Source organism: Streptomyces sp. NPDC007084 (assembly GCF_040703595.1).
Classification (GTDB): Bacteria; Actinomycetota; Actinomycetes; order Streptomycetales; family Streptomycetaceae; genus Streptomyces.
This window is the reverse complement of sequence record NZ_JBEYFY010000050.1, coordinates 28,075-47,987: the sequence shown is the minus strand read 5'-3', so window position 1 is coordinate 47,987 and position 19,913 is coordinate 28,075. Positions and strand designations below refer to the sequence as shown.

The window sequence follows — 19,913 nt, the reverse complement described above, 5'->3', positions numbered from 1 at the left end:
GCGGTGACCAGGGCGGCGGCCCAGCCGGGCAGCCCGAGGGCGAGCGCGAGACCGAGGGCCAGCGCCAGCGCGGCACCGGCGTAGAGGGCGGCGGCGCCGGACGCGGCGTACAGCGAGGCCGTCCGCCGCTGCTTGCGGGTCTGTTCGCGCAGTTCGTCGCGGATGGTCTCACGGGCCACCGCGGTGAGTTCGTCGACGAGGTCCTTGTCCAGGTGCTCCAGGTGATCCAGGTGCTCGATACGCTTCATGAGGGCCCGGGTACCCGGCGCTCCCGCCTCGTAACGGACCGTCGCCGACGGCCCCGTGACGCGCCGCCTCCGATGGCCTGCCCCGGAGTGCGCCCCCGGCCGGACGGGGGGCACGGACAGGCCGCCGGATCGGCCGAAACGATCACCACGGCGCGCCGACCCCAACTAGGCTCGTGCGCATGGAGATTCTGGGAGCCACGCTGCGCGTCTGCGTCGACGACCTGGAGACCGCGGTCCCCTTCTACGAACGGCTCGCGGGCGGGCGGGCGCTGCGCTTCGAGCGCGGCGGCGTGTCCGTCGCCGCGATCGGCTGCTTCCTGCTGATGAGCGGGCCCGAGTCGGAGCTTGAGGTGCTGCGCAAGGTCGCCGCGACGATCGCCGTCAAGGACGTCGAGGAAACCGCCCGCGTCCTCACCGAGTTGGGGGCCCGCGTCATCGCGGGCCCGGTGGCGACGCCGGGCGGCCGTAACCTCATCGCCCTGCACCCCGACGGCTCGGTCTACGAGTACGCCGACACCAACGCCTGAACCGCCCCAGGCCGCCCGGCGGTTCAGGCCGAGGACGGCGGTCGCATACGGAAGTCGTAGCGCGCCGGCAGGGGTTGGTCGCCGAGCCGGGACCACAGCCGGCCGATCGTCTCCGCGCCCTCCCTGAGGTCGGCGACCTCGAAACCGGCGTCGAAGACGGCCCGCGCCGCCTCGCGGTCCCCCTCGGCGAGCAGCAACTCGGCCTCGATCAGCCGGAACCGGCCGCGCTCCCGGACCGCCGGGAGGAGCCGCTCCCACACCGAGCGGGCTTCCGCGAGCCGGCGGACCGCGAGCAGCGCCTCGATGGCCTCGCGGCCGAGCGCGGCGGTGGCCGCGGTCCAGCGCTCCCCGTCGTCGCGCCGTTCCCGGCACAGGTCGTCGAAGGCCTCCGTGTAACGGTCGGCGGCCCGCTCCGGGTTGCCGCTCTCCTGGTCGGCGACGGCGAGGCAGCGCAGCAACGGCCAGAGTGAGGGGGCGAGTTCGAGCGCCCGCTCCCAGCTGCGCACGGCCTGCGCGCGATCACCGGCGTGCCACTGGGCCACCCCGAGGTGGTACTCGGCGACGGGCACGGCCGGTGCCGTCTCCAGCATGTCGCGCCAGTGCGGGGCGACCAGCGACTCGCCGGGCGGGCCGGCGCGCCGGGGCTCCGGGAACGCGCCCGAGCGCAGCAGTTCGCGCCAGGGGGCCTGCTCCTCGCCGAGCGTGGACTCCTCGAACGGCGTGCCGGGGAGTTTGTGCGCGGCGCGCAGGACTTCGAGCGCTCCCCAGCCGGAGCCGGTGGCGAGCACCTCGCCCGGTTCGGTGTCGGCGTGCGGCAGCCAGGCGGCGTAGGCGGTGTCGACGGCCTCCCGGGGCAGGACGCCCTCCAGGCGGCGCTCGGTCTCCGCCCGCGCCGCGTCCCAGTCCGCGCCGTGGGCGGTCTCCGCGTCGACGGCCAGCGGCCCGTACGCCTCCAGCCAGGAGACGTCGCTCTCGGCCTCCAGCCGTACGTGTTCGAGCTGGGTACGGGCCAGGCCGGCCTGGATCTCGCAGTAGCCGCCGGTGCCCGGCTCGGTGAGCCACTCCTGCCAGCGCCTGCCGCCGGGTCCCGAGCCCCACACGAACAGCTTGCGCCCGCGCAGGGTGTCGGTCGAGGTCTGCACGAGCCCGTCACCGGCGTCGTCGACCGCGGTGATCCAGCGGCGCCGTCCGTCGTCCACCTCGTAGAAGTAGTCGGCGGGGAACGTGCTGTTCAGCGGATACGTGCGGTCGACGCCGTCGTACTCGGGGACGGGCACCGGGCGCAGCCGCCGCTCGTAGCCGAAGTGCCAGGCCTGCTCGGCGGGCGCGATCACCCGGCGCTCCTCGGGGACCGCGATGTTGGACCACCAGTACAGCGGTGCGGGGCGCTCGTGCGGGTTGCGGACGCGGACGCCGACGTACAGGAAGTCGGAGGCGTCCGGCAGCCACAGGTCGACCTGGAAGGGGAGGTCGCGCAGCCGCTCCCACTCCCACAGGCGCAGCATCTCGCCGCCGTCGGGGGCGGGTACGCGGGCGGCGTGGACGGGCGCGCACGACAGGGTGGTGTGGCCGGTGGCGCCGATGTTCCACTCGATGCCGCCGGAGAACCAGGCGCCGTTGAGGGCGAAGCAGGCGGGCTGCGACACCGGGTTGCGGTAGAGGAGTTCTCGCTGCGAGGGCTTGTGGAACAGGGAGGCGACGCGGCCTCCGTAGCCGGGCAGCACGGTGGCCCGCAGCCGGTCGTTCTCGATCACGAGGGTGTCGAGCCGGCCGGGGCGGCGCTCGCGGCCGTAGCCGTCGCGGATACGCTCCGGCAGCACGCTGCGCAGCGGCTCGTAACCTATCTGGCGGGCCATGTCGCGCGGCAGGCCGACGCGGTCGCGGTCGTCGATGGTGTGCAGCTCGTCGAGGGTCCGCAGCGGCGGCAGCGGATTGCTCGGGCCCAACTCCGCCATCGGGAGGGTCAGTACGTCACGTCGGATCGTCGTCACGATGACCATGGAACATGGTCATCGGGCTGCTGACCAGGGTCTCCGCTCGTCAGGATCGGGTCAGGATTGCGCAAAGGCGCCGACGACGACGTCCGCGAGGAGCGCTCCCGCCGAGCCGTCGGGGTCCAGATCGGGGTCGTAGATGGTGATGTTGAGGCCCACGCAGCGCGGCGAGCGCACCAACGGGCCCAGCAGCGCGAGGAGTTCGGCGGGGAACAGGCCGTCGGGGTCCGGGCTGTCCACGGCGGGCATCACCGTGGGGTCGAGGCAGTCGGCGTCGAGATGGACCCAGAAGCCGTCCAGGTGCGGGAGTTCGAGGCCGGCCAGGGCGTCGCGGGCGGTCGCGTCGGCGCCCTGGGCGCGCAGATCGCCGACGGTCGTGGCGGGGATCTTCAGCGCGGCGAGTTCCGCCAGGTCGCCGTCGCCGTCGCGGATGCCGAAGAGGCGCACGTCCTCGTCCCGCAGATAGGGCCCCAGCCCTTCCAGGTCGGACAGGTCGGCCTGGCCGCGGCCGGTGGCGAGGGCGAGTTCCTCGCCGCCGGCGGCGCCGATCCGGCCGGAGTTGCCGGGGTGGCGGAAGTCGGCCGAGCCGTCGATCGCCGCGAGGCCGAACCGGCCGACGCGGCGCAGGGCGAGGGACGCGCCGAGCTGGATGGAGCAGTCGCCGCCGAGGACGACGGGGAGGTCTCCGGCGCGGACGTGGACCTCGACGCGGTCGGCGAGGGTCCGGGTGTAGCGGGCGATGGCCGCCGCGTTGAAGACGCCGTCGCCCTCCCGCCAGTCGCCCCGGTCGTAGCGCGGGGGCACCACGACCCCGCCCTCCAGGGCGCCGAGCCGCCGCACGATCCGCTGCTCGCGCAGCGCTCCGGCCAGCTTGTGGCAGCCGGGCACGGTACCGGGGGCGGGCGGGCGCAGGCCCAGGTTGGAGGGGGCGTCCAGCACGACGATGTTCCGCATGCGGCCATCCTCGCCCGCGAGAGGGCGCCGGGGAAGGGGGAGTCGATCACGGGCAGTCGATCACGGGCCGCGCACCGGGCCGCCCGGCCGCTGCCCTCCCGGACCGGGGTGTTCGGAGGGCGGCGCGGGCTCAGCGGGCCGCTGTCATCTCCGCGGTGATCGCCCACCGCTGGTGGTCCCGCCAGGCCCCGTCGACATGGATGAACGCCGGCGAGAACCCTTCGAGACGGAAGCCGCACCGCCGGGCGAGCGCGATGGACGCGTTGTTGCCGGGCTGGACGTTGATCTCCAGCCGGTGCAGCCCCATCGTGGTGAAGGCGTACCGGACGACGAGCCCGAGCCCCTCGGCCATCAGCCCGCGCCCGGCGGCGTGCGCGAACGCCCCGTACCCGAGGGCGCCGCACAGGAAGCCGCCCTCCACGATGTTGTTGATGTTGATGAACCCGGCGATGCCGCCGCCGTCGCGTTCGCAGACGAGGAAGCCGGCCTTGGTCCGGTCCTCGATGAGCCGCCCGGCGTACGCGGCGTAGGCGTCGGGGCTGCCGGGCGGGAACAGCCACGGCTGGTGGAGGCTCTTGCTCTCCCTGACCCGCGCGGTGAACTCGTCGCCGTCGTCCAGGGTGAAGTGCCGCAGACCCACGCGCGGGCCCTCGGCGAGATAACCGGCGTTCTCAGGCATCCCGCCACCCTAGTCGAGGAGCGGACCGGTGATCAGTCGCGCGGACCGGTCACCGGCTTGTGCGAACCGGTGATCAGTCGCGCGGACCGGTGACCGGCTTGTGCGAAGTGGCGATCAGTCGCGCGAACCGGTCACGGGCTTGTGCGAACCGGTGACCGGTCCGCACAAGCCGGCGACCGGCCAACCGCACTGGCGATCAGCGCCTGCGTCGCATGGCGTACGCGCCGCACAGCGCGCCGATCAGCCCGGTGGCGAGGAGCGCCATCCACAGCGGCATCGTCACCTCGGGGACGAGCAGCCGGATCCTGGTGCTGCGGGTGTTCTCGAAGACGAAGACCAGGGCGAGGACGCCCAGTACGGCGACGACGACCCTGCCGGGCGTCACCAGCCCCTCGCGGGGGCTCTTTCCGCCGGTGGGGGCGCTCCGGGTGGTCTTCGGGCTCATGCGTTCAGCATGAGCCCGTCGGCACGGGTCCGCACGGCGAGCGGGGCGCGCGGGCGGCCCCGGGGGGTGTCAGCCGGCCTCAGGGGCGGTCGCCGACGACCGGCAGCTCCAGGGTGCCGGTGTCACCGGGCGCGCTCGTCACGGTCACCGGTTTGATCCCCCTGTTCCCGGCGTACGCGTCGTCGCTTGCGGCGACGACGAAGCGGAGCCGGTGCCCCGCCTCGTACCGGTGGACGATCCCCGGCAGTGTGACGGTGAAGCTCTTCGTCACGTCCGGCACCCGCACCGGCGCCACCAGCCGGTGCACGAGCGTCTTGCCGCCGTCCGGCGCCACGTCGTACAGCTTGGCGAACAGGACCAGCTTGTCGGCGGCGTCGCCCGAGTGCTGGACCCGCTCGGCCGCCGCGGAGACGACCCTCAGCCGGGCCCGGGGCGCGCCGACGACATCGACGGCCCGGGCCAGCGGCTCGCTGGTCCAGCCGAGATAGGTGCCCGGCGTGTCGTACGGAGCCGGGTCGGGCAGTCCGATGATCCCGGCGAGGGAACTCTCGGAGTGGCTGCTCGGCACCAGCAGATTGCGGTAGACCCGGCTGCCGCGCGCGACCTTGGCGCGGTTGTCGACGAGCTTGCCGTCACCGGAGAGGTAGAACGTCCGGTCGGGGGCGGGCACGTCCGGGGCGGTGGCGTAGGTGTCGTCCGGGTCCGTGATCCAGTCGCGGTAGTAGGCGAAGGCGGGTCCGGTGTCGGTGTCCGGGCGGTGGTGAAGATAGCGGTCGAACCAGGCGAGGATGCGGCGGCCGACGTAGCTGGTCTCCAGATTGCCCCGGCTCAGGTCGAGTTCGCCGCTCCCCGGGTCGGTGAGGCCGCCGCTGTGCCCCCACGACTGCCAGATCATCCGGGTCTCGGTCCCCTGCGCCTTGAGCGTCCTGTACGTGGCCGTCGCCTCGTTGAGGTTGAAGAGGCTGTCGGCCTGCCCCTGGACGAGCAGCGTGGGCGCCCGCACGTTCCGCAGGTACGACACCGGGGAGACGCCCCGCGCGTAACGGAGCAGCGCCTCGGTCTTGGCGGCCGGGTACCTCCCCGAGTTCAGGGTGCGGATGGTGGCGCAGGCGTCGGACACGAAGTGCAGGCAGCGCAGCGAGTTGACGCGGGTGGGGTCCAGGTTGACCGTGGTGAGCGGCTGGCTCTCGCCGATCAGGAAGAACCCGTTGGCCCACTGCCATTTGAAGGCGCCGGGGACCTGGCGGGCATCCGCTCCGGACGCGTTGTTCGGGTCGAGGGAGTACGCGAGGTCGTTCCAGGTGATGAGCGGGACGAGGGCGTCGACGCGGTGGTCGACGGCGGCCGTGGCCATCTGGACGGCGCCCCCGTACGAGCCGCCGATCATGCCGACGCGCGGATCGTCCCGGCCGTCCCGGGTCACGTAGTCGGCCTTGGTGCCGTCGTCGGCGGCGCGGGTGCCGGCCAGGAAGTCGACGAGCGCGGAGCCGGCCCTGCCGTCGATGCCGGGGTCGTCCAGGGAGATCAGGCATCCCGACTTCCCGAAGCCGAGCCCCGAGTAGACGAGGCCCACATAGCCGCGGGCGGCGAACGCGGCGCCGATCGCGTCCGTGGAACCGTCCGACTTGCTGCCGCCGAAGCCGTTGGTGGCGAGCACGGCGGGCGCCGGGTGCGCCCGGTCCACGCCCACGGGCCGGTACAGATCGGCGTCGATCGCGCAGTCACGGCCGCCGGCCCGGACGGTGAACGTGAGCGGGGTGACCGTATAGCCGCCCTCGGCCGAGGCGGCGGGGGCCGTTGCCGCGAGCGGCACGGACAGCGCCGCGCCGAGGGCTAGGGCGAGGGCGAGCGCGGCACGGGACTTGGGCGCGCGTGAGCGACGGGACACGGAGACCTCCACGCTGAGGACAACCCGGCAGGCCGCGGCGCGTCCGCCGGGCCGGGACCCGGGAACGCGACGCGATACCGACCGGTAGGTACCGGCCGGTAGTCATGCTGTGACACGTGTCATCCGGGGGTCAATCACCGGGACGAGTGTTTCTTGACGGTGATTCAGTGAACGTCTCGTGTGCCCTGCGCCCTGCGCCCTGCGCCCTGCGGGCCTGCGGGCCTGCGGGCCGCACGGTCGCACGGGGTCAGGCCAGCGCGGGTTCCTCCAGGGTCAGCGTCCCGGCGTCCGCGTCGAGTTCGGCCCGGACGCCGAACGGGACCGTCAGCGCGCCGTCGCCGTGGCCGAACCCGAGGTGCTCCACGATCGGCACCCCGAGCCCGGCGAGACGGTCGGCGAACACCGCGCGCACCTCCTCGTAGGGTCCGCAGTCGACCCAGGAGCCGAGGGCGATGCCGGCCACGCCGTCCAGCCGGCCGGCGCGCAGCAGTTGGGTCAGGATGCGGTCCAGCCGGTAGGCCTCCTCGCCGATGTCCTCGATCAGCAGGAGCCCGCCGTGGGCGCTGGGGCGGGCGTGCGGGGTGCCGAGGTCGGCGGCGAGCAGGGAGACGCAGCCGCCCAGGGTGACTCCGCTCGCCCGGCCGGGCACCAGCGCTCTGACGTCGGCGGAGGTGAGGGTCCGTACGGACTCCGGTGCGAAGAGCGTCGCCCGCAGGTGGTCCTGCGCCCGCGCGTTCTTCAGGAAGTCGAGCGCGGCGACCATCGGTCCGTGCAGCGTGGCGAGACCCACCCGGGTCGCGAACGCCTCGTGCAGCGCGGTGATGTCGCTGAACCCGAGGAAGACCTTGGGGCCGGCCGCCCGGATCGCGTCCCAGTCGAGCAGGTCGACCATGCGCTGCGCGCCGTAACCGCCACGGGCGCACAGCACGGCGGACACCTCCGGGTCGCACCAGGCGGCCTGGAAGTCGGCGGCCCGGTCCGCGTCGGTCCCCGCGAGGTAGCGGAACTCGCCGTGCCGGTCGAGGACATGGGGGCCCACCACGGGGTCGAGGTCCCAGCCGCGCAGGATGTCCAGGCCGGCCTGGAGGCGCTCCTCGGGAACGGGTCCGCTGGGCGCGACCACGGCGACCCGCGCCCCGGCGGCGAGCCGCGCGGGCCGGGTCAGGGGGGTGATCGGCGAGTTCACTCGGGTCACGCGTACTGCTCCCGTTCCTGGTGCTGATCTCTGTACTGATGCGCTTACTGCCAGCGAGGCGGCCCGTCTTGGCCAACTCCAGGACGAGGCGGCCTCACTTGGTCAGCTCCAGGGTGGGCACGCCCGGCGGGTTCAGGCCGAACACCTGGGCGTACAGGGAGAGTTCGGCCTCCAGCGCCCGCACCATCGTGTCCGCGCGCCGGAACCCGTGCCCCTCCCCCTCGAAGGCGATGTAGGCGTGCGGGACGCGGCGGCCCTCCGCCTCCAGCCGGGCGAGGAAGCGCTCGCACTGCACGGGCGGGCAGATCGCGTCGTCGAGCCCCTGGAGGAGCAGGAACGGCGCGGTGATCCGGTCGGCGTGCTCGGAGGGGGACCGCTCCGCGTAGCGGCCGGGGACCTCGGCGATCGGACCGACCAGCGACTCCAGGTACCGCGACTCGAAGTCGTGGGTCTCCCCCGAGGCCCAGCCGGTGAGGTCGAGGATCGGGTAGATGATGGTGCCGCAGGCGTAGACGTCGGTGGCGGCGAGGGAGGCCGCGGTCGTCCAGCCGCCCGCGCTGCCCCCGCGGATCGCGAGCCGCCGCCGGTCGGCGGTGCCCTCCTCGGCGAGCGCGAGCGCGACCGCCGCGCAGTCCTCGACGTCGACCACACCCCACTGTTCGCGCAGCCGGTTGCGGTACTCCCGTCCGTGGCCCGTCGATCCGCCGTAGTTGACCTCGGCGACCCCGATGCCGCGGGAGGTGAAGTAGGCGATCTCCAGGTCCAGGACGAGCGGCGAGCGGCCGGTGGGCCCGCCGTGCACCCACACGACGTACGGCGGGAGTTCGTCACCGGGCGCGACGTGCCCGGGGTGGTGCGGCGGGTACACGTGCGCGTGGATCTCGCGTCCGGCGGGTCCGGTGAACGTCCGGATCTGCGGCTCCGGGTAGTGCGCGGGGTCGACCGGGTCGTCGTGCGCGGCGCCGATCACCCGGGCCCGCCCGGTGCTCGCGTCCAGCTCGACCACCTCGTACGCGCTGCGCGGGCTCGCTCCGACGCCGACGATCCGGGTGCCCTGCGCGGCGAGGGTCGACGCGAACTCCGTCCAGGGTCCGGCCGCGTCGACCAGCTCGCCGGTCTCGGGGTCGAGTATCCCGAGGGCGGTGGCGCCCCGGCCGTGCACGACGGCGATCAGGCCGCTGTCCAGCGGGGCGAACCAGCGGTATCCGACGCGCCAGAGCGAGCCGCCGAACTCCTCCTCGCGCGGACAGAGGGCCACGCCCTCGCCGTCCGCGCCGAGCCGGTACAGGTTCCACCAGCCGGTGCGGTCGCTGACGTACAGCAGGGTGCCGTCCGGTGCCCACTCGGCCTGGACGACGGACTCCTCGGGGCCGCCGGCGACGGTGCGCGGGCCGGTGAGCGTGCCGTCGGCGGTGACGTCCGCGAGGATCACCTCGGTGCCGTCCCAGGGCATCCGGGGGTGGTCCCAGGCGAGCCAGGCCGCCTGCCGGCCGTCGGGCGAGAGGCGGGGGCCGGTGACGAACCGGTGGCGCCCGTCGGACAGTTCACGGACGGCGTCGCGGTCCCGCGCCGCCGAGCCGTCGAGCGGTACGGCGACGAGCACCCGGCGCACCTCGCTCGGTCCCTCGCCGGTGAACTCCTCCAGGACGCACCACACCTCGTCGCGGTCCGCCCGAATCTGCGGGTCGACCCAGCGCAGTCCGCCGCCCACCGGCGAGAGGGGGGTCAGCGGGACCGGGTCGGTGCCGGGGGTCCAGCGGTAGAGGCGCTGGTCGGAGAAGTCGACGAAGACGATCAGGGGGCCTTCGGGGCGCATGAGGCCCGCCCAGGGCCTCCCGCCGTACTCGATGACGCGGCTGCGCACGTTCCACGGGGCGGGCAGCACCGGTTCCTGGCCACCGTCCTCGGTGCGCCGCACCAGCGTGCGCCGTCCGCCCTCGGCGGGCCGGGGTTCGGTCCACCAGACCTCGGCGCCGACGAAGCCGACGAACTCGGGGTGCCCGTCGTGCGCGGCGGCGAGCGTCGCGTCGATCGGCGAGGGCCAGGAACCGTAGGGCAGGGTCTGCATGCTGTCGTCCCCCTAGGCCGTGCGCAGAAAGCGGTCGAGTACGCGGACGCCGAAGTGGAGCGCCTCGACGGGCACCCGCTCGTCGACGCCGTGGAACAGGGCCTGGTAGTCGAAGCCCTCGGGCAGCTTCAACGGGGCGAAGCCGTAGCCCGTGATACCGAGCCGGGAGAACTGCTTGGCGTCCGTGCCGCCCGACATGCAGTACGGCACGACGTGGCCCTCGGGGGCGAACTCCTGGACGGCCGCCCGCATGCGCGCGTACGTCGGTGAGTCCAGCGGCGCCTGGAGGGCCACCTCGTGGTGCTCGAACTCCCACTCCACGTCGGGCCCGGTGAGCCGGTCCAGGGTGGTGCGGAACTCGTCCTCACCGCCGGGCAGGAACCGGCCGTCCACATGGGCGACGGCCTCCCCCGGAATCACGTTGATCTTGTAACCGGCGCTCAGCATCGTGGGGTTGGAGCTGTTGCGGACCGTCGGCTCGACGAGCGCGGCGGCGGGGCCGAGCTTGTGGAGCAGGGTGTCGACGCCGCCCGGGTGGTCCAGGTCCGCGTCCACGCCGTACAGGGCGGCGAGTTCGGTCAGGGCGGCCCGGACGGTCGGGGTCAGACGGGTGGGCCAGGTGTGCTCGCCGATGCGGGTGACGGCCGCCGCGAGGCGGGTCACCGCGTTGCTCCGGTTGACCTTGGAGCCGTGGCCGGCGCGGCCCCGCGCGGTGAGCCTGAGCCAGCCGGTGCCGCGCTCACCCGCCGCGATCGGGTAGAGCTGCCTTCCGCTTCCGTCGTGGAAGGTGAAGGCCCCGGACTCGCTGATTCCCTCGGTGCAGCCCTCGAAGAGGCCCGGGTGGCGGTCGGCGAGGAAGCCCGAGCCGTCCTCGGCGCTCGCCTCCTCGTCCGCGGTGAAGGCGATGACGAGGTCACGGCGGGGCCGCACCCCTTCGCGGGCCCAGGAGCGGAGGACGGCGAGGATCATCGCGTCCATGTTCTTCATGTCGACCGCGCCGCGCCCCCAGACCACGCCGTCGCGGACCTCCCCGGAGAAGGGGTGGACGGTCCAGTCCTCGGCCTGCGCGGGCACCACGTCGAGATGACCGTGCACGAGCAGGGCGTCGGCGGAGGGGTCGGTGCCCGGGACGCGGGCGACGACGTTGGTCCGGCCCTCGGTGCGCTCCAGGAGGGTGGGCTCCAGGCCCGCCCCGGCCAGTTGCTCCGCCGCGTACTCGGCGGCGGGCCGCTCCCGGCAGTCGCCGCCGCCCCGGTTGGTGGTGTCGATCCGGATGAGGTCGGAGGTGAACCGGACGACCTCGTCCAGTGAGCGTGCGTCAGCCATACTGCTCCTCCACCGCGGCCGAGACGATCGTGGTGACCGCCTTGAACGTCCGGATCCCCTCGTACATGGTGTCGCTGGTGTAGGCGATCTTCCGCTCGCCGGTCCGGGCCACGCCCGGCACGACGGTGGCGGCCATCGCCAGGTGCTCGGCGTCAAACTCCAGGGCGATGGTGAACGGCCCCGCGGCCACCGGCTCGCGGCGCACGGCGAGCGCCGCGGCCTCCTTGGCCGCCGCGCGGATGTCCGCGGCGGTCCTGGCGGGGGTGCGGCACACCGCCGCGTACCGCGAGACGTGGTCCTTCACAGCGACCTTCAGGGCCTCCGGGGCATACCCGAGGGCGTCCTCGCAGGCCACGTCGTCCCCCGTGACCAGCACCACCGGCACGCCGTACTCCGCGACCACCCGCGCGTTCAGCAAGCCCTCGCTCGCGCGGACTCCGTCGACCCACACGCCGGTGATGGAGTTCGCGAGATAGGTGTGCGCGAGGACGCCCTCCATGCCGGCGCCCGCGTGATAGCCGACGAACGCGATGCCGTCCACGTCGCCGTGCTGCACGCCTTCCACCATGGACAGCGACTTGTGCCGGCCGGTGAGCATCTCGGCCCGCTCGTCCAGCCGCTCCAGCAGGAGGTTGCGCATGGTCCAGTGGGCCTCGTTGACCAGCACCTCGTCGGCGCCGCCGTCGAAGAAGCCGAGCACCGCGGCGTTCACATCCGAGGTGAACATCGCGCGGCACCTCTCCCACTGCGGAGTGCCCGGCAGCACGTCGGCCGGCCAGGTCACACCGGTGGCGCCTTCCATGTCGGCGCTGATGAGGATCTTCATGCCGGAAACCGTACGCGCTTGTGCCCGGACCCGGCAGAGCCTGTGGACAACTCTCACCGGTCCAGACCACTGACGCCCCCCGCCGCGCCCCGCCACCAGCCTTTTCGCCCCGCCTCGGCACCCTTCGGCAGACGACTGGAACGACTCGAACGGCTCGGACGGCACAATCCTCTGAGCCGGCTCGGACGGCTCGGACGGCTCGGACGGCTCAGTCTTCGTGGCCCAGTTGCAGGTCCCGTTCCGTCCTGCCTCCCCCGGCGACCTGGAGGACGGTGGCCACGGGCGGGTAGCCCGCCGCGATGACGGTGTACTCGCCGGACGACAGGTCCACGAACCGGAAGGTGCCGTCGGGCCCGGTGGTGAGGGTGTCCACCACGTTGCCCGCGGCGTCCAGCAGCGTCACGCGGGCGTCCTCGACGGGGCGCCCGCCGCCCGCCCGGACGGTGCCGCGCAGGACGGCGCCGCCGGCGAGTTCGACGTCCTGGCGGGTCTCCCGGGCGGCCTGGACGGTCACCGGGAGCGCGGCCGGGCGGAAGGCGGGCGCGCTGGCGGCGAGGGTGTACTCGCCGGCCACCAGTTCGGTGATCACATAGCCGCCCTCGCGTCCGCTGCGGGTGGTGGCGACCACCTCGCCGTGCACGTTCGTGAGGGTGACGGTGGCCTCCCGCACAGGGGTGCCGTCCGCGGTGAGGACGCTGCCGGCGAGGCGTCCCGCGCCGCCGAGCACGACGTCGAGTTCGACGGGGCGCTCCCCGACGGTCACCGAGACGGCCTGCGGCTGGTGGCCGCCGGCCGCGGCGATCAGCACGTACGATCCCGCGCCGGGCGTGGAGAGCGCGTACCGGCCGTCCTCTCCGCTGGCGCCCCGCCCGATCTGCTGTCCCCCGACGTCGATGAGGGTGAGGGCGGCCCGGGGGACGACCGTGCCGTCGGAGTGCTGCACCGTGCCGCAGACCGGGATCCCGGCGGAGTGTCCCGAACGGGCGGGCGGAATGGGGGTGGTCACCTGCACGGACTCCGGTTCGGCGGTGGAGGCGTTGTGGGACACCAGCGGTTTCTCCTTGAGGAAGAAGGCGATGACCAGTCCGAGGACGAGGACCGGCACGAGGTAGAGGAAGATCCGCGGCATGGCGTCCGCGTAGGCGCCGATGTACTGGTCGCGCAGGGCGGCGGGCATCGCGTGGACGAGCTGCGGGGTGATCGACTCGGAGTCCGCGGCGGGGGCGCCCGCGCGGGCGGGGAGGCGTTCGGCGAGGGCGTCGGCGAGCCGGCCCGCGAACAGGGTGCCGAAGACGGCGGCGCCGACACTGCCGCCGATCTGCCGGAAGTAGTTGTTGGCGCTGGTCGCGGTGCCGAGGTCGGCGGGGCGTACGGAGTTCTGCACGGCGAGCACCAGGACGGGCATCACCATGCCGATGCCCGCTCCGAGGACCGCCATCCAGAGGCTGTAGTGCAGCCGGGGGGTGTCGACCTCCAGGTGGGAGAGCAGCCACATGCCGACGACGGAGAGGCCGCTGCCGAGGACGGGGAAGAGCTTGTAGCGGCCGGTGCGGCTGATGAGCTGGCCGGAGACGATGGAGGCGCCGACGATGCCGCCCATCATGGGCAGCATCAGCAGGCCGGACTCGGTGGCGCTGGCGCCGTCGACCATCTGGAGGAAGGTCGGCAGATAGCTGGCGGCGCCGAAGAGGGCGACCCCGACCACCAGGCCGATGAGCGCGGTGATGTTGAAGACGCTGTCCTTGAACAGCCGCAGCGGGATGAGGGGTTCGACGGCGAAGCGCTCGACGACGAGGAACAGCCCGGTGGCGGCGAGGGCGCCGGCGCCGAGTCCGAGGATGACCCGTGAGCCCCAGGCGTACTCGGTGCCGCCCCAACTGGTCAGCAGGACGAGGCAGGTCGACGCGGCGGCGAGGAGGAGCACGCCGAGGACGTCGACGCGCCCGCGGACGGCCGGCTTGGGCAGCTTCAGCACGACGGTGACGACGGCGAGGGTGAGCAGGCCGAAGGGCACGTTGATGTAGAAGCACCAGCGCCAGGAGAGGTGGTCGGTGAAGTAGCCCCCGAGCAGCGGGCCCGCGACCGAGGCGAGCCCGAACGCGGCGCCGATCAGGCCCATGAAACGGCCGCGCTGCCGGGGCGGCACGATGTCCGCGATGATCGCCTGCACGCCGATCATGAGGCCGCCGGCGCCGGTGCCCTGGACCGCGCGGAAGGCGATGAGCTGGTCCATGGTCTGTGCCCGTCCGGCGAGCGCCGAGCCGATCACGAAGACGACGATGGCGAACTGGAAGACGCCCTTGCGGCCGAAGAGGTCGCCGAGCTTGCCGTAGACGGGGAGTCCGACGGTGGAGGTGAGGAGGTAGGCGGTGATCGCCCAGGACATCTTGTCCAGGCCGTGCAGCTCCCCGACGATCCGGGGCAGCGCGGTGGCGACGATCATCTGCTCCAGGGCGGCCAGGAGCAACGCGAGCATGAGCCCGCAGAAGACCAACCGCACCTGGCGCGGGGCCAGTTGAGCGGGTTCAGGGACCGGTGGGGCGGGCTGACGCGGGGGTGCGACGACCGGTTCGTCCTGCACCAGAGTGATCCCGCCCACGTACCGCTCCCCTCGTCGCGCCCACCGCACAATTGCCGCTTATCGCGACAACTGCGAGCAAGCGCGACGAGTTACGGCGTCGGCGTCGCGGGACGGGAGATCCACTCGAACCGGTGAGGGATCAACACGCCGTCGGGCAGCCCCTCTTGGCGCCCTTCGGCGGTGCCGGTGCCCGGCGGGGGCTACCGGACCGCCCGGGGTGTCACTTCTCCGCGTGGGCGGCGAGGTTGGCGAGCACGGCGTCGTAGATGCGGCCGAGGCCCTTGGGCGCGAAGGTGCGCTCGAAGAAGCCGCCGATGCCGCCGGCGCCGTTCCAGACGCTGGTCACCACGACACGGGACTTGCCCTCACCGGCCGGGGTCACCCGCCAGGTGGTCACCATGGAGGAGTTGCGGTCCTTCTCGACGAGTTCGCCGTCGGTGGGCTCGGTCACCTCCAGGAGGCAGTCCCGGACGCGCTTGCTGGTGGCCTGGAGCTTCCAGTGCACGAGGGTGCCCTCGCCGTCGCCGCCCTCGCGCACCTCGTACTCGCTGAAGTGCTCGGTCAGCAGCTTGGGGCGCGTGCCGCTGTAGTCGGCCAGGGCGTCGAACACCGCCTCAGCGTCCGCCGCGATGACCCGCTCCGTCGTCGCCTCGACCTGCGCCATGGCACTTCCTCCAGCACTTGGTTCCTCGGGATGTGCGGCCAGCCAACCACCCGGCGGCCCGGGCGCCCAAATCGGGGTGCCCACGGGGCGCGAGGCGGGCCGGCCAGGAGCCGCCGGGAGCTGCCGGGAAAGCGGGTCGCACGATCAAGGGAACATGTGTTCTATTCTGTGGTCAGTGCTACCGAGGAGGCGTCATGCGCTGGGAGAACCTGACCGTGGACCCCGCCGGGGACCCCGCCCGGGACGCCGCGCTGTTCGGCGCGGACCGGGTCACGACGAGGACGTTCGACACGCCGGAGTTCCGGGGAATCACCTTCCACGAGATCCACGCGCGGTCGATCGTGAACCGGGTACCGGGGGCCTCCCGGATGCCGTTCGAGTGGACCGTCAACCCCTACCGGGGCTGCACGCACGCGTGCGTCTACTGTTTCGCGCGCAAGACGCACAGCTATCTGGACCTCGACACCGGCCTCGGCTTCGACTCGCAGATCGTGGTGAAGGTCAACGCGCCCGAGCTGCTGCGTCGCCGGCTCGCCTCGCAGCGCTGGCACGGCGAGCACATCGCGATGGGCACCAACGTCGACTGCTACCAGCGCGCGGAGGGCCGCTACCGGCTCATGCCGGGCATCATCGCGGCCCTGCGCGACCGCGCGAACCCCTTCTCGATCCTGACCAAGGGGACGCTCATCCTGCGCGACCTGGAGCTGCTGCGGCAGGCGGCCGAGGTCACCGAGGTGGGGATCTCGGTGTCCGTGGGCTTCGTCGACGCCGAGCTGTGGCGCACCGTCGAGCCGGGCACCCCGGCCCCGGAGCGCCGCCTCGACGTGGTGCGCGCCCTGACCGACCACGGCATCGGGTGCGGGGTCCTGATGGCCCCCGTGATCCCCTTCCTCGGCGACCACCCCGCCCAACTGCGCGCCACCGTACGGGCGATCGCGGCCTCCGGAGCGACCTCGGTGACCCCGCTGGTGCTGCATCTGCGGCCCGGTGCCCGCGAGTGGTTCATGGCCTGGCTCGGGCAGCACCACCCGCGGCTCGTGCCGCGTTACGAGCGGCTGTACGCGGAGGGCGCCTACGCGCCGAAGTGGTACCAGCGCCGGATCACCCGTCAGGTCCACGAACTGGCCGAGGAGTACGGCATCGGCCCCACCCGCGCGGGGCTGCCCCGCCGGATCACCGCTCCCTCCCCCGAGCCGACCGGCTCCGCCGCCCCCGGGCCCACCCAGCTCACTCTGCTCTGACCGCTCCGGCTCCTCTGACACTCCCTCAGGACACCTGGCGGGCAAGGGCCCCAGGGCGGGAGCGGGGGCGGCATCCGGGCGCTTCGGTCGGCCCAATCGGGTCGAGTCTTGCCGGAACGCGTTCTTCCGGGGCCCAGGTCCGGGACGATACGGCGAAGGCCGTGGCGTGCACGGCTCGAAATCCTCCGTCCTGGGAGGCCTTGTGAAGAAACGCGCAGTTGCTCTGTGCGGGGCTGCCGCCGTGCTCGCCGGGGTGGTCACGTCGGTCCCCGCCGACGCGAGCGCCGGTGCCACGGCCGCGCCGCGCAGTGCCCCGGCCGCGAAGCTCGGCTGGAAGAAGTGCGCCACCGGCGACTATCCGACGCTCCAGTGCGCCTCCCTGAAGGTGCCGCTGGACCACTCGAACCCCTACAGCAAGCGGATCACCCTCGCCCTGTCCCGCGTCCCGCACACCGCGAAGACGTATCAGGGTCCGCTTCTGGTGAACCCCGGCGGCCCCGGCGGCAGCGGTCTCACGCTGGCCGGATTCGTCGCCTCCGCGCTGCCGAAGGCGGTGGCGGCGCAGTACGACGTCATCGGATTCGACCCGCGCGGGGTGGGCGCGAGCAAGCCCGCCCTCGACTGCAAGCCCGGCCAGTTCAAGCCGGTCCGTCCCGACTCCGTGCCAAGCACCAAGGCACTGGAGCGGGCCAACCTCGACCGCGCGAAGTCCTTCGCCAAGGCGTGCGGCACGAAGTACGCGGACGTGCTGCCGTACATCGACACGGTGAGCACCGTCCGTGACATGGACGCGATCCGCGCCGCCCTCGGCGCCAAGAAGATCAACTACTTCGGGTACTCGTACGGCACCTACCTCGGGGCGGTCTACGCCAAGCTCTATCCGCAGCGGGTCCGCCGGCTCGTGCTCGACTCCATCGTCGACCCCACCGGTGTCTGGTACGAGGACAACCTCAGCCAGGACTACGCCTTCAACGACCGCCACCTGGCGTTCCTCGCCTGGGTCGCGAAGAACAACGCCTCGTACAAGCTCGGCACCGACCCGGCCAAGGTCGAGGCCAAGTGGTACGCGATGCGGGCGGCGCTGGCCAAGAAGCCGGCGCAGAAGAAGGTGGGCGCCGCCGAGCTGGAGGACACCTTCATCCCGGGGGGCTACTACAACGGCTACTGGCCCTATCTCGCCCAGGCGTTCGCGTCCTATGTGAACGGCAAGGACTCGGACCCGCTGGTCGAGGCCTTCGACAACTTCGCGGCCGTCGACGCCTCGGGCGACAACGGGTACAGCGTGTACACGTCGGTGCAGTGCCGTGACGCGTCCTGGCCGCGCGACTGGCGCCAGTGGCGCCGGGACACCTGGGCGGTGCACGACAAGGCGCCGTTCATGGCCTGGAACAACACGTGGTACAACGCGCCGTGCGCGTTCTGGCCGACGGACTCGCTGCGGCCGGTGGACGTCTCCAACCACCGGCTGCCGCCGACGCTGCTCTTCCAGGCGACCAACGACGCGGCCACCCCGTACGAGGGCGGTGTCACGGTCCATCACCTGTTGCGCGGCTCCAGCCTGGTGGTCGAGCAGGGCGGCGGGAACCACGGCATCACGCTGAGCGGGAACGCCTGCCTGGACAAGTACCTGGCGGCGTATCTGACCGACGGGAAGGTGCCGCGCGGCGGCGGCGAGGCCGACGCGGTGTGCAAGACGCTTCCCGACCCCAAGCCGCTGACCACGAAGGCGGCGTCCACCTCCGCCCGGGGTTCGGCGCTGCACGGCCTGCTCGGCTTCCGGGGCTGAACCCCGGCCGGGCGAGGCCCCGTCGGGGGCGTTGTCAGACCCGTGGTCCACGATGGACCCATGAGTGATCCGACGCGCGTTCCCGCCCCCGACGGGGTCGCCCCCGCCGCCGCGTACTCGCATGTCGTGGCGGCCACGGGCCGTTTCGTCGCCGTCTCGGGCCAGCTCCCCCTGGACGAGCACGGCGCGCTCGTCGGCGCGGGCGACGCGGCGGCGCAGGCCCGCCAGGTCTTCGAGAACCTGCGCCGGTGCCTCGCGGCGGCGGGGGCCGGCTTCGACGACGTGGTCAAACTGACCTTCTTCGTCACGGACATGGCCCACCTGCCCGCGATCCGGGCCGCGCGCGCCGCCCACATACCCGACGACCGCCTTCCGGCCGCCTCGGCGGTGCAGGTCGCCGCACTGGTCCGGCCCGAGTTCCTGATGGAGATCGAGGCGTACGCGGTGGTCGCGAGGTGAACGCGCGGGCCTGCTCCCGGCAGGGTCGGGCGGCCCCTCCAGGTGGCGGGTGCCGAGGCGCCAGGGTTCGGGGGCGAGGCGTCGCACGCCGCCTGGCTCCGTCGCCGGGTCCGGCGCCCCGGGGTAGGTGTCAGGCCTTCGCCCTGGGCTGGGGCAGCCGGGCGAGGGCGTGGACGGCGGTCTCCGCGAGCGCCGGGTGGGCCAGGGCCTCGGTCAGGACCGGGCGGGCCCGGGCGTCGCCCAGGGTGCCGAGGCCCTCCACGCAGGCGAGCGCGACCCGGCGGTACGGGTCGTGCGGGCGCAGCCTGCGGCGCAGGGTGGTGATCAGCGCGGGGACGGCCTCGGGGGCGCGGAGTTCGACCAGCAGGCGGACCGGCTGGAGGGCGTAGGCGACGCGCAGTTCGTTGGTGGCGAGCGCGGCGGCGGCGCGGGCCGTCCGGGGGTCGCCGAGCCGGGCCAGGGCGTGCGCGGCGGAGGCGCAGCGGGCGGGGTCGCGGTGGTTGAGCAGCAGGACGAGCGCCTCGAAGGCCCGCCGGTCCCCCGCGCAGCCGAGCCGGAAGGCGACCAACTCCCGCGCCCACAAGGGCAGGCCGGGCTCGGTCAGGGCAACCGCCAGGACGTCGGCGTCCTCGGTCGCCACGAGACGCTCGCACTGCGCGGACGCCCCCTCCCGCCCGGAAGCCGCCGCCTCGGCTCGCACACGTTCCGTGAGTGATCGCAACGCTTCGTCCATGTGCCCGAGCTTAGGCACGCGCGTGAGGTGCGGGGACGTACATCACAAAGTCGGGGGCTGGCGCGCTCGTTACCGGCGGGTTAAGCTCAGACGAGCGAGTTACCCACTCGTGTTGGACCTCTCGGCGGCCTGGTGACGCAGCCGCCGTGAGAGCAGTCGGTCCGGTACCTCAGGTATCGCAGTACGACACGGCTCCGGGACAGGGCCGGTCGGCTTCACCGCCATCCCGGCGCGCCCGCCTCGGCGCCCGGACGCAATCCGGGCGTGTGCGCTCGTCAGCCCGGCCAACACCCGCAACC

17 protein-coding genes are annotated in these 19,913 nt (G+C 73.1%); 4 read left to right on the top strand and 13 right to left on the bottom strand.

The genetic code is table 11. From position 1 onward, the window contains the following. Positions 1 to 239 (bottom strand): phage holin family protein (locus AB0912_RS28510; protein WP_366704750.1); only part of this gene is annotated, 239 nt, incomplete at its 3' end. A gap of 188 nt (positions 240 to 427) precedes the next feature. Between AB0912_RS28510 and AB0912_RS28505 the strand changes: the two genes are divergently transcribed. Continuing rightward, the gene (locus tag AB0912_RS28505) at positions 428 to 775 is read left to right on the top strand and encodes a VOC family protein (RefSeq protein WP_366704738.1); all 348 of its coding nucleotides are present in this window, start codon (positions 428 to 430) and stop codon (positions 773 to 775) included. Positions 776 to 798: 23 nt separating this feature from the next. Here AB0912_RS28505 and AB0912_RS28500 read toward each other — a convergent pair whose 3' ends face one another. The 11 genes from AB0912_RS28500 to AB0912_RS28450 all read right to left on the bottom strand — a co-directional run bounded on the left by AB0912_RS28500 (position 799) and on the right by AB0912_RS28450 (position 15,395). Further along, positions 799 to 2,775, bottom strand: a complete 1,977-nt coding sequence (locus AB0912_RS28500) for a DUF5107 domain-containing protein (protein ID WP_366704736.1) — start codon at positions 2,773 to 2,775, stop codon at positions 799 to 801. 51 nt (positions 2,776 to 2,826) lie between these two features. Continuing rightward, complete coding sequence (locus AB0912_RS28495; protein ID WP_366704734.1) at positions 2,827 to 3,723, bottom strand: arginase family protein; 897 nt, start codon at positions 3,721 to 3,723, stop codon at positions 2,827 to 2,829. 130 nt (positions 3,724 to 3,853) lie between these two features. After that, entirely contained in the window at positions 3,854 to 4,402 is a 549-nt protein-coding gene (locus AB0912_RS28490; protein WP_366704732.1) for a GNAT family protein, read from the bottom strand. 196 nt (positions 4,403 to 4,598) lie between these two features. Further along, positions 4,599 to 4,847 (bottom strand): LapA family protein, encoded by a 249-nt coding sequence (locus tag AB0912_RS28485; RefSeq protein ID WP_366704730.1) that lies wholly within the window; start codon positions 4,845 to 4,847, stop codon positions 4,599 to 4,601. 79 nt (positions 4,848 to 4,926) lie between these two features. Then, positions 4,927 to 6,735 carry a CocE/NonD family hydrolase gene (locus AB0912_RS28480; protein WP_366704728.1) on the bottom strand — a complete coding sequence of 603 codons (1,809 nt, stop codon included), beginning with the start codon at positions 6,733 to 6,735 and terminating at the stop codon, positions 4,927 to 4,929. Positions 6,736 to 6,982: 247 nt separating this feature from the next. Continuing rightward, a complete protein-coding gene (locus AB0912_RS28475; RefSeq protein ID WP_366704748.1) occupies positions 6,983 to 7,909 on the bottom strand; it encodes an LD-carboxypeptidase in 927 nt (308 codons plus the stop codon). Positions 7,910 to 8,024: 115 nt separating this feature from the next. Next, positions 8,025 to 9,998 (bottom strand): prolyl oligopeptidase family serine peptidase, encoded by a 1,974-nt coding sequence (locus AB0912_RS28470; protein WP_366704726.1) that lies wholly within the window; start codon positions 9,996 to 9,998, stop codon positions 8,025 to 8,027. 12 nt (positions 9,999 to 10,010) lie between these two features. Then, complete coding sequence (locus tag AB0912_RS28465) at positions 10,011 to 11,324, bottom strand: M20/M25/M40 family metallo-hydrolase (protein WP_366704724.1); 1,314 nt, start codon at positions 11,322 to 11,324, stop codon at positions 10,011 to 10,013. Next, a complete protein-coding gene (locus AB0912_RS28460; protein ID WP_366704722.1) occupies positions 11,317 to 12,150 on the bottom strand; it encodes a M55 family metallopeptidase in 834 nt (277 codons plus the stop codon). Before AB0912_RS28460 ends, AB0912_RS28465 begins: the two co-directional genes overlap by 8 nt. Before the next feature lie 208 nt (positions 12,151 to 12,358). Then, positions 12,359 to 14,749 (bottom strand): MFS transporter, encoded by a 2,391-nt coding sequence (locus AB0912_RS28455; protein ID WP_366704720.1) that lies wholly within the window; start codon positions 14,747 to 14,749, stop codon positions 12,359 to 12,361. A gap of 202 nt (positions 14,750 to 14,951) precedes the next feature. Next, the gene (locus AB0912_RS28450) at positions 14,952 to 15,395 is read right to left on the bottom strand and encodes an SRPBCC family protein (protein WP_366704718.1); all 444 of its coding nucleotides are present in this window, start codon (positions 15,393 to 15,395) and stop codon (positions 14,952 to 14,954) included. Positions 15,396 to 15,589: 194 nt separating this feature from the next. Here AB0912_RS28450 and AB0912_RS28445 point away from each other — a divergent pair, with 194 nt between their 5' ends. From AB0912_RS28445 to AB0912_RS28435, 3 genes are all read left to right on the top strand, one after another. Then, positions 15,590 to 16,636 (top strand): Rv2578c family radical SAM protein, encoded by a 1,047-nt coding sequence (locus AB0912_RS28445; RefSeq protein WP_366704716.1) that lies wholly within the window; start codon positions 15,590 to 15,592, stop codon positions 16,634 to 16,636. A gap of 202 nt (positions 16,637 to 16,838) precedes the next feature. After that, positions 16,839 to 18,422 carry an alpha/beta hydrolase gene (locus AB0912_RS28440; protein WP_366704714.1) on the top strand — a complete coding sequence of 528 codons (1,584 nt, stop codon included), beginning with the start codon at positions 16,839 to 16,841 and terminating at the stop codon, positions 18,420 to 18,422. Positions 18,423 to 18,482: 60 nt separating this feature from the next. Then, complete coding sequence (locus tag AB0912_RS28435; RefSeq protein WP_366704712.1) at positions 18,483 to 18,881, top strand: RidA family protein; 399 nt, start codon at positions 18,483 to 18,485, stop codon at positions 18,879 to 18,881. A 130-nt stretch (positions 18,882 to 19,011) separates the two neighbouring features. Here the strand turns inward: AB0912_RS28435 and AB0912_RS28430 are convergent, their stop codons facing one another. After that, the gene (locus AB0912_RS28430; protein ID WP_366704710.1) at positions 19,012 to 19,614 is read right to left on the bottom strand and encodes an adenylosuccinate lyase; all 603 of its coding nucleotides are present in this window, start codon (positions 19,612 to 19,614) and stop codon (positions 19,012 to 19,014) included. Positions 19,615 to 19,913 lie beyond the last annotated feature (299 nt).

Coding starts and splice junctions, on each gene's coding strand:
- AB0912_RS28505 (WP_366704738.1), top strand. CDS start 428: ATGGAGATTCTGGGAGCCACGCTGCGCGTCTGCGTCGACGACCTGGAG.
- AB0912_RS28500 (WP_366704736.1), bottom strand. CDS start 2,775: ATGGTCATCGTGACGACGATCCGACGTGACGTACTGACCCTCCCGATG.
- AB0912_RS28495 (WP_366704734.1), bottom strand. CDS start 3,723: ATGCGGAACATCGTCGTGCTGGACGCCCCCTCCAACCTGGGCCTGCGC.
- AB0912_RS28490 (WP_366704732.1), bottom strand. CDS start 4,402: ATGCCTGAGAACGCCGGTTATCTCGCCGAGGGCCCGCGCGTGGGTCTG.
- AB0912_RS28485 (WP_366704730.1), bottom strand. CDS start 4,847: ATGAGCCCGAAGACCACCCGGAGCGCCCCCACCGGCGGAAAGAGCCCC.
- AB0912_RS28470 (WP_366704726.1), bottom strand. CDS start 9,998: ATGCAGACCCTGCCCTACGGTTCCTGGCCCTCGCCGATCGACGCGACG.
- AB0912_RS28465 (WP_366704724.1), bottom strand. CDS start 11,324: ATGGCTGACGCACGCTCACTGGACGAGGTCGTCCGGTTCACCTCCGAC.
- AB0912_RS28460 (WP_366704722.1), bottom strand. CDS start 12,150: ATGAAGATCCTCATCAGCGCCGACATGGAAGGCGCCACCGGTGTGACC.
- AB0912_RS28450 (WP_366704718.1), bottom strand. CDS start 15,395: ATGGCGCAGGTCGAGGCGACGACGGAGCGGGTCATCGCGGCGGACGCT.
- AB0912_RS28445 (WP_366704716.1), top strand. CDS start 15,590: ATGCGCTGGGAGAACCTGACCGTGGACCCCGCCGGGGACCCCGCCCGG.
- AB0912_RS28435 (WP_366704712.1), top strand. CDS start 18,483: ATGAGTGATCCGACGCGCGTTCCCGCCCCCGACGGGGTCGCCCCCGCC.
- AB0912_RS28430 (WP_366704710.1), bottom strand. CDS start 19,614: ATGGACGAAGCGTTGCGATCACTCACGGAACGTGTGCGAGCCGAGGCG.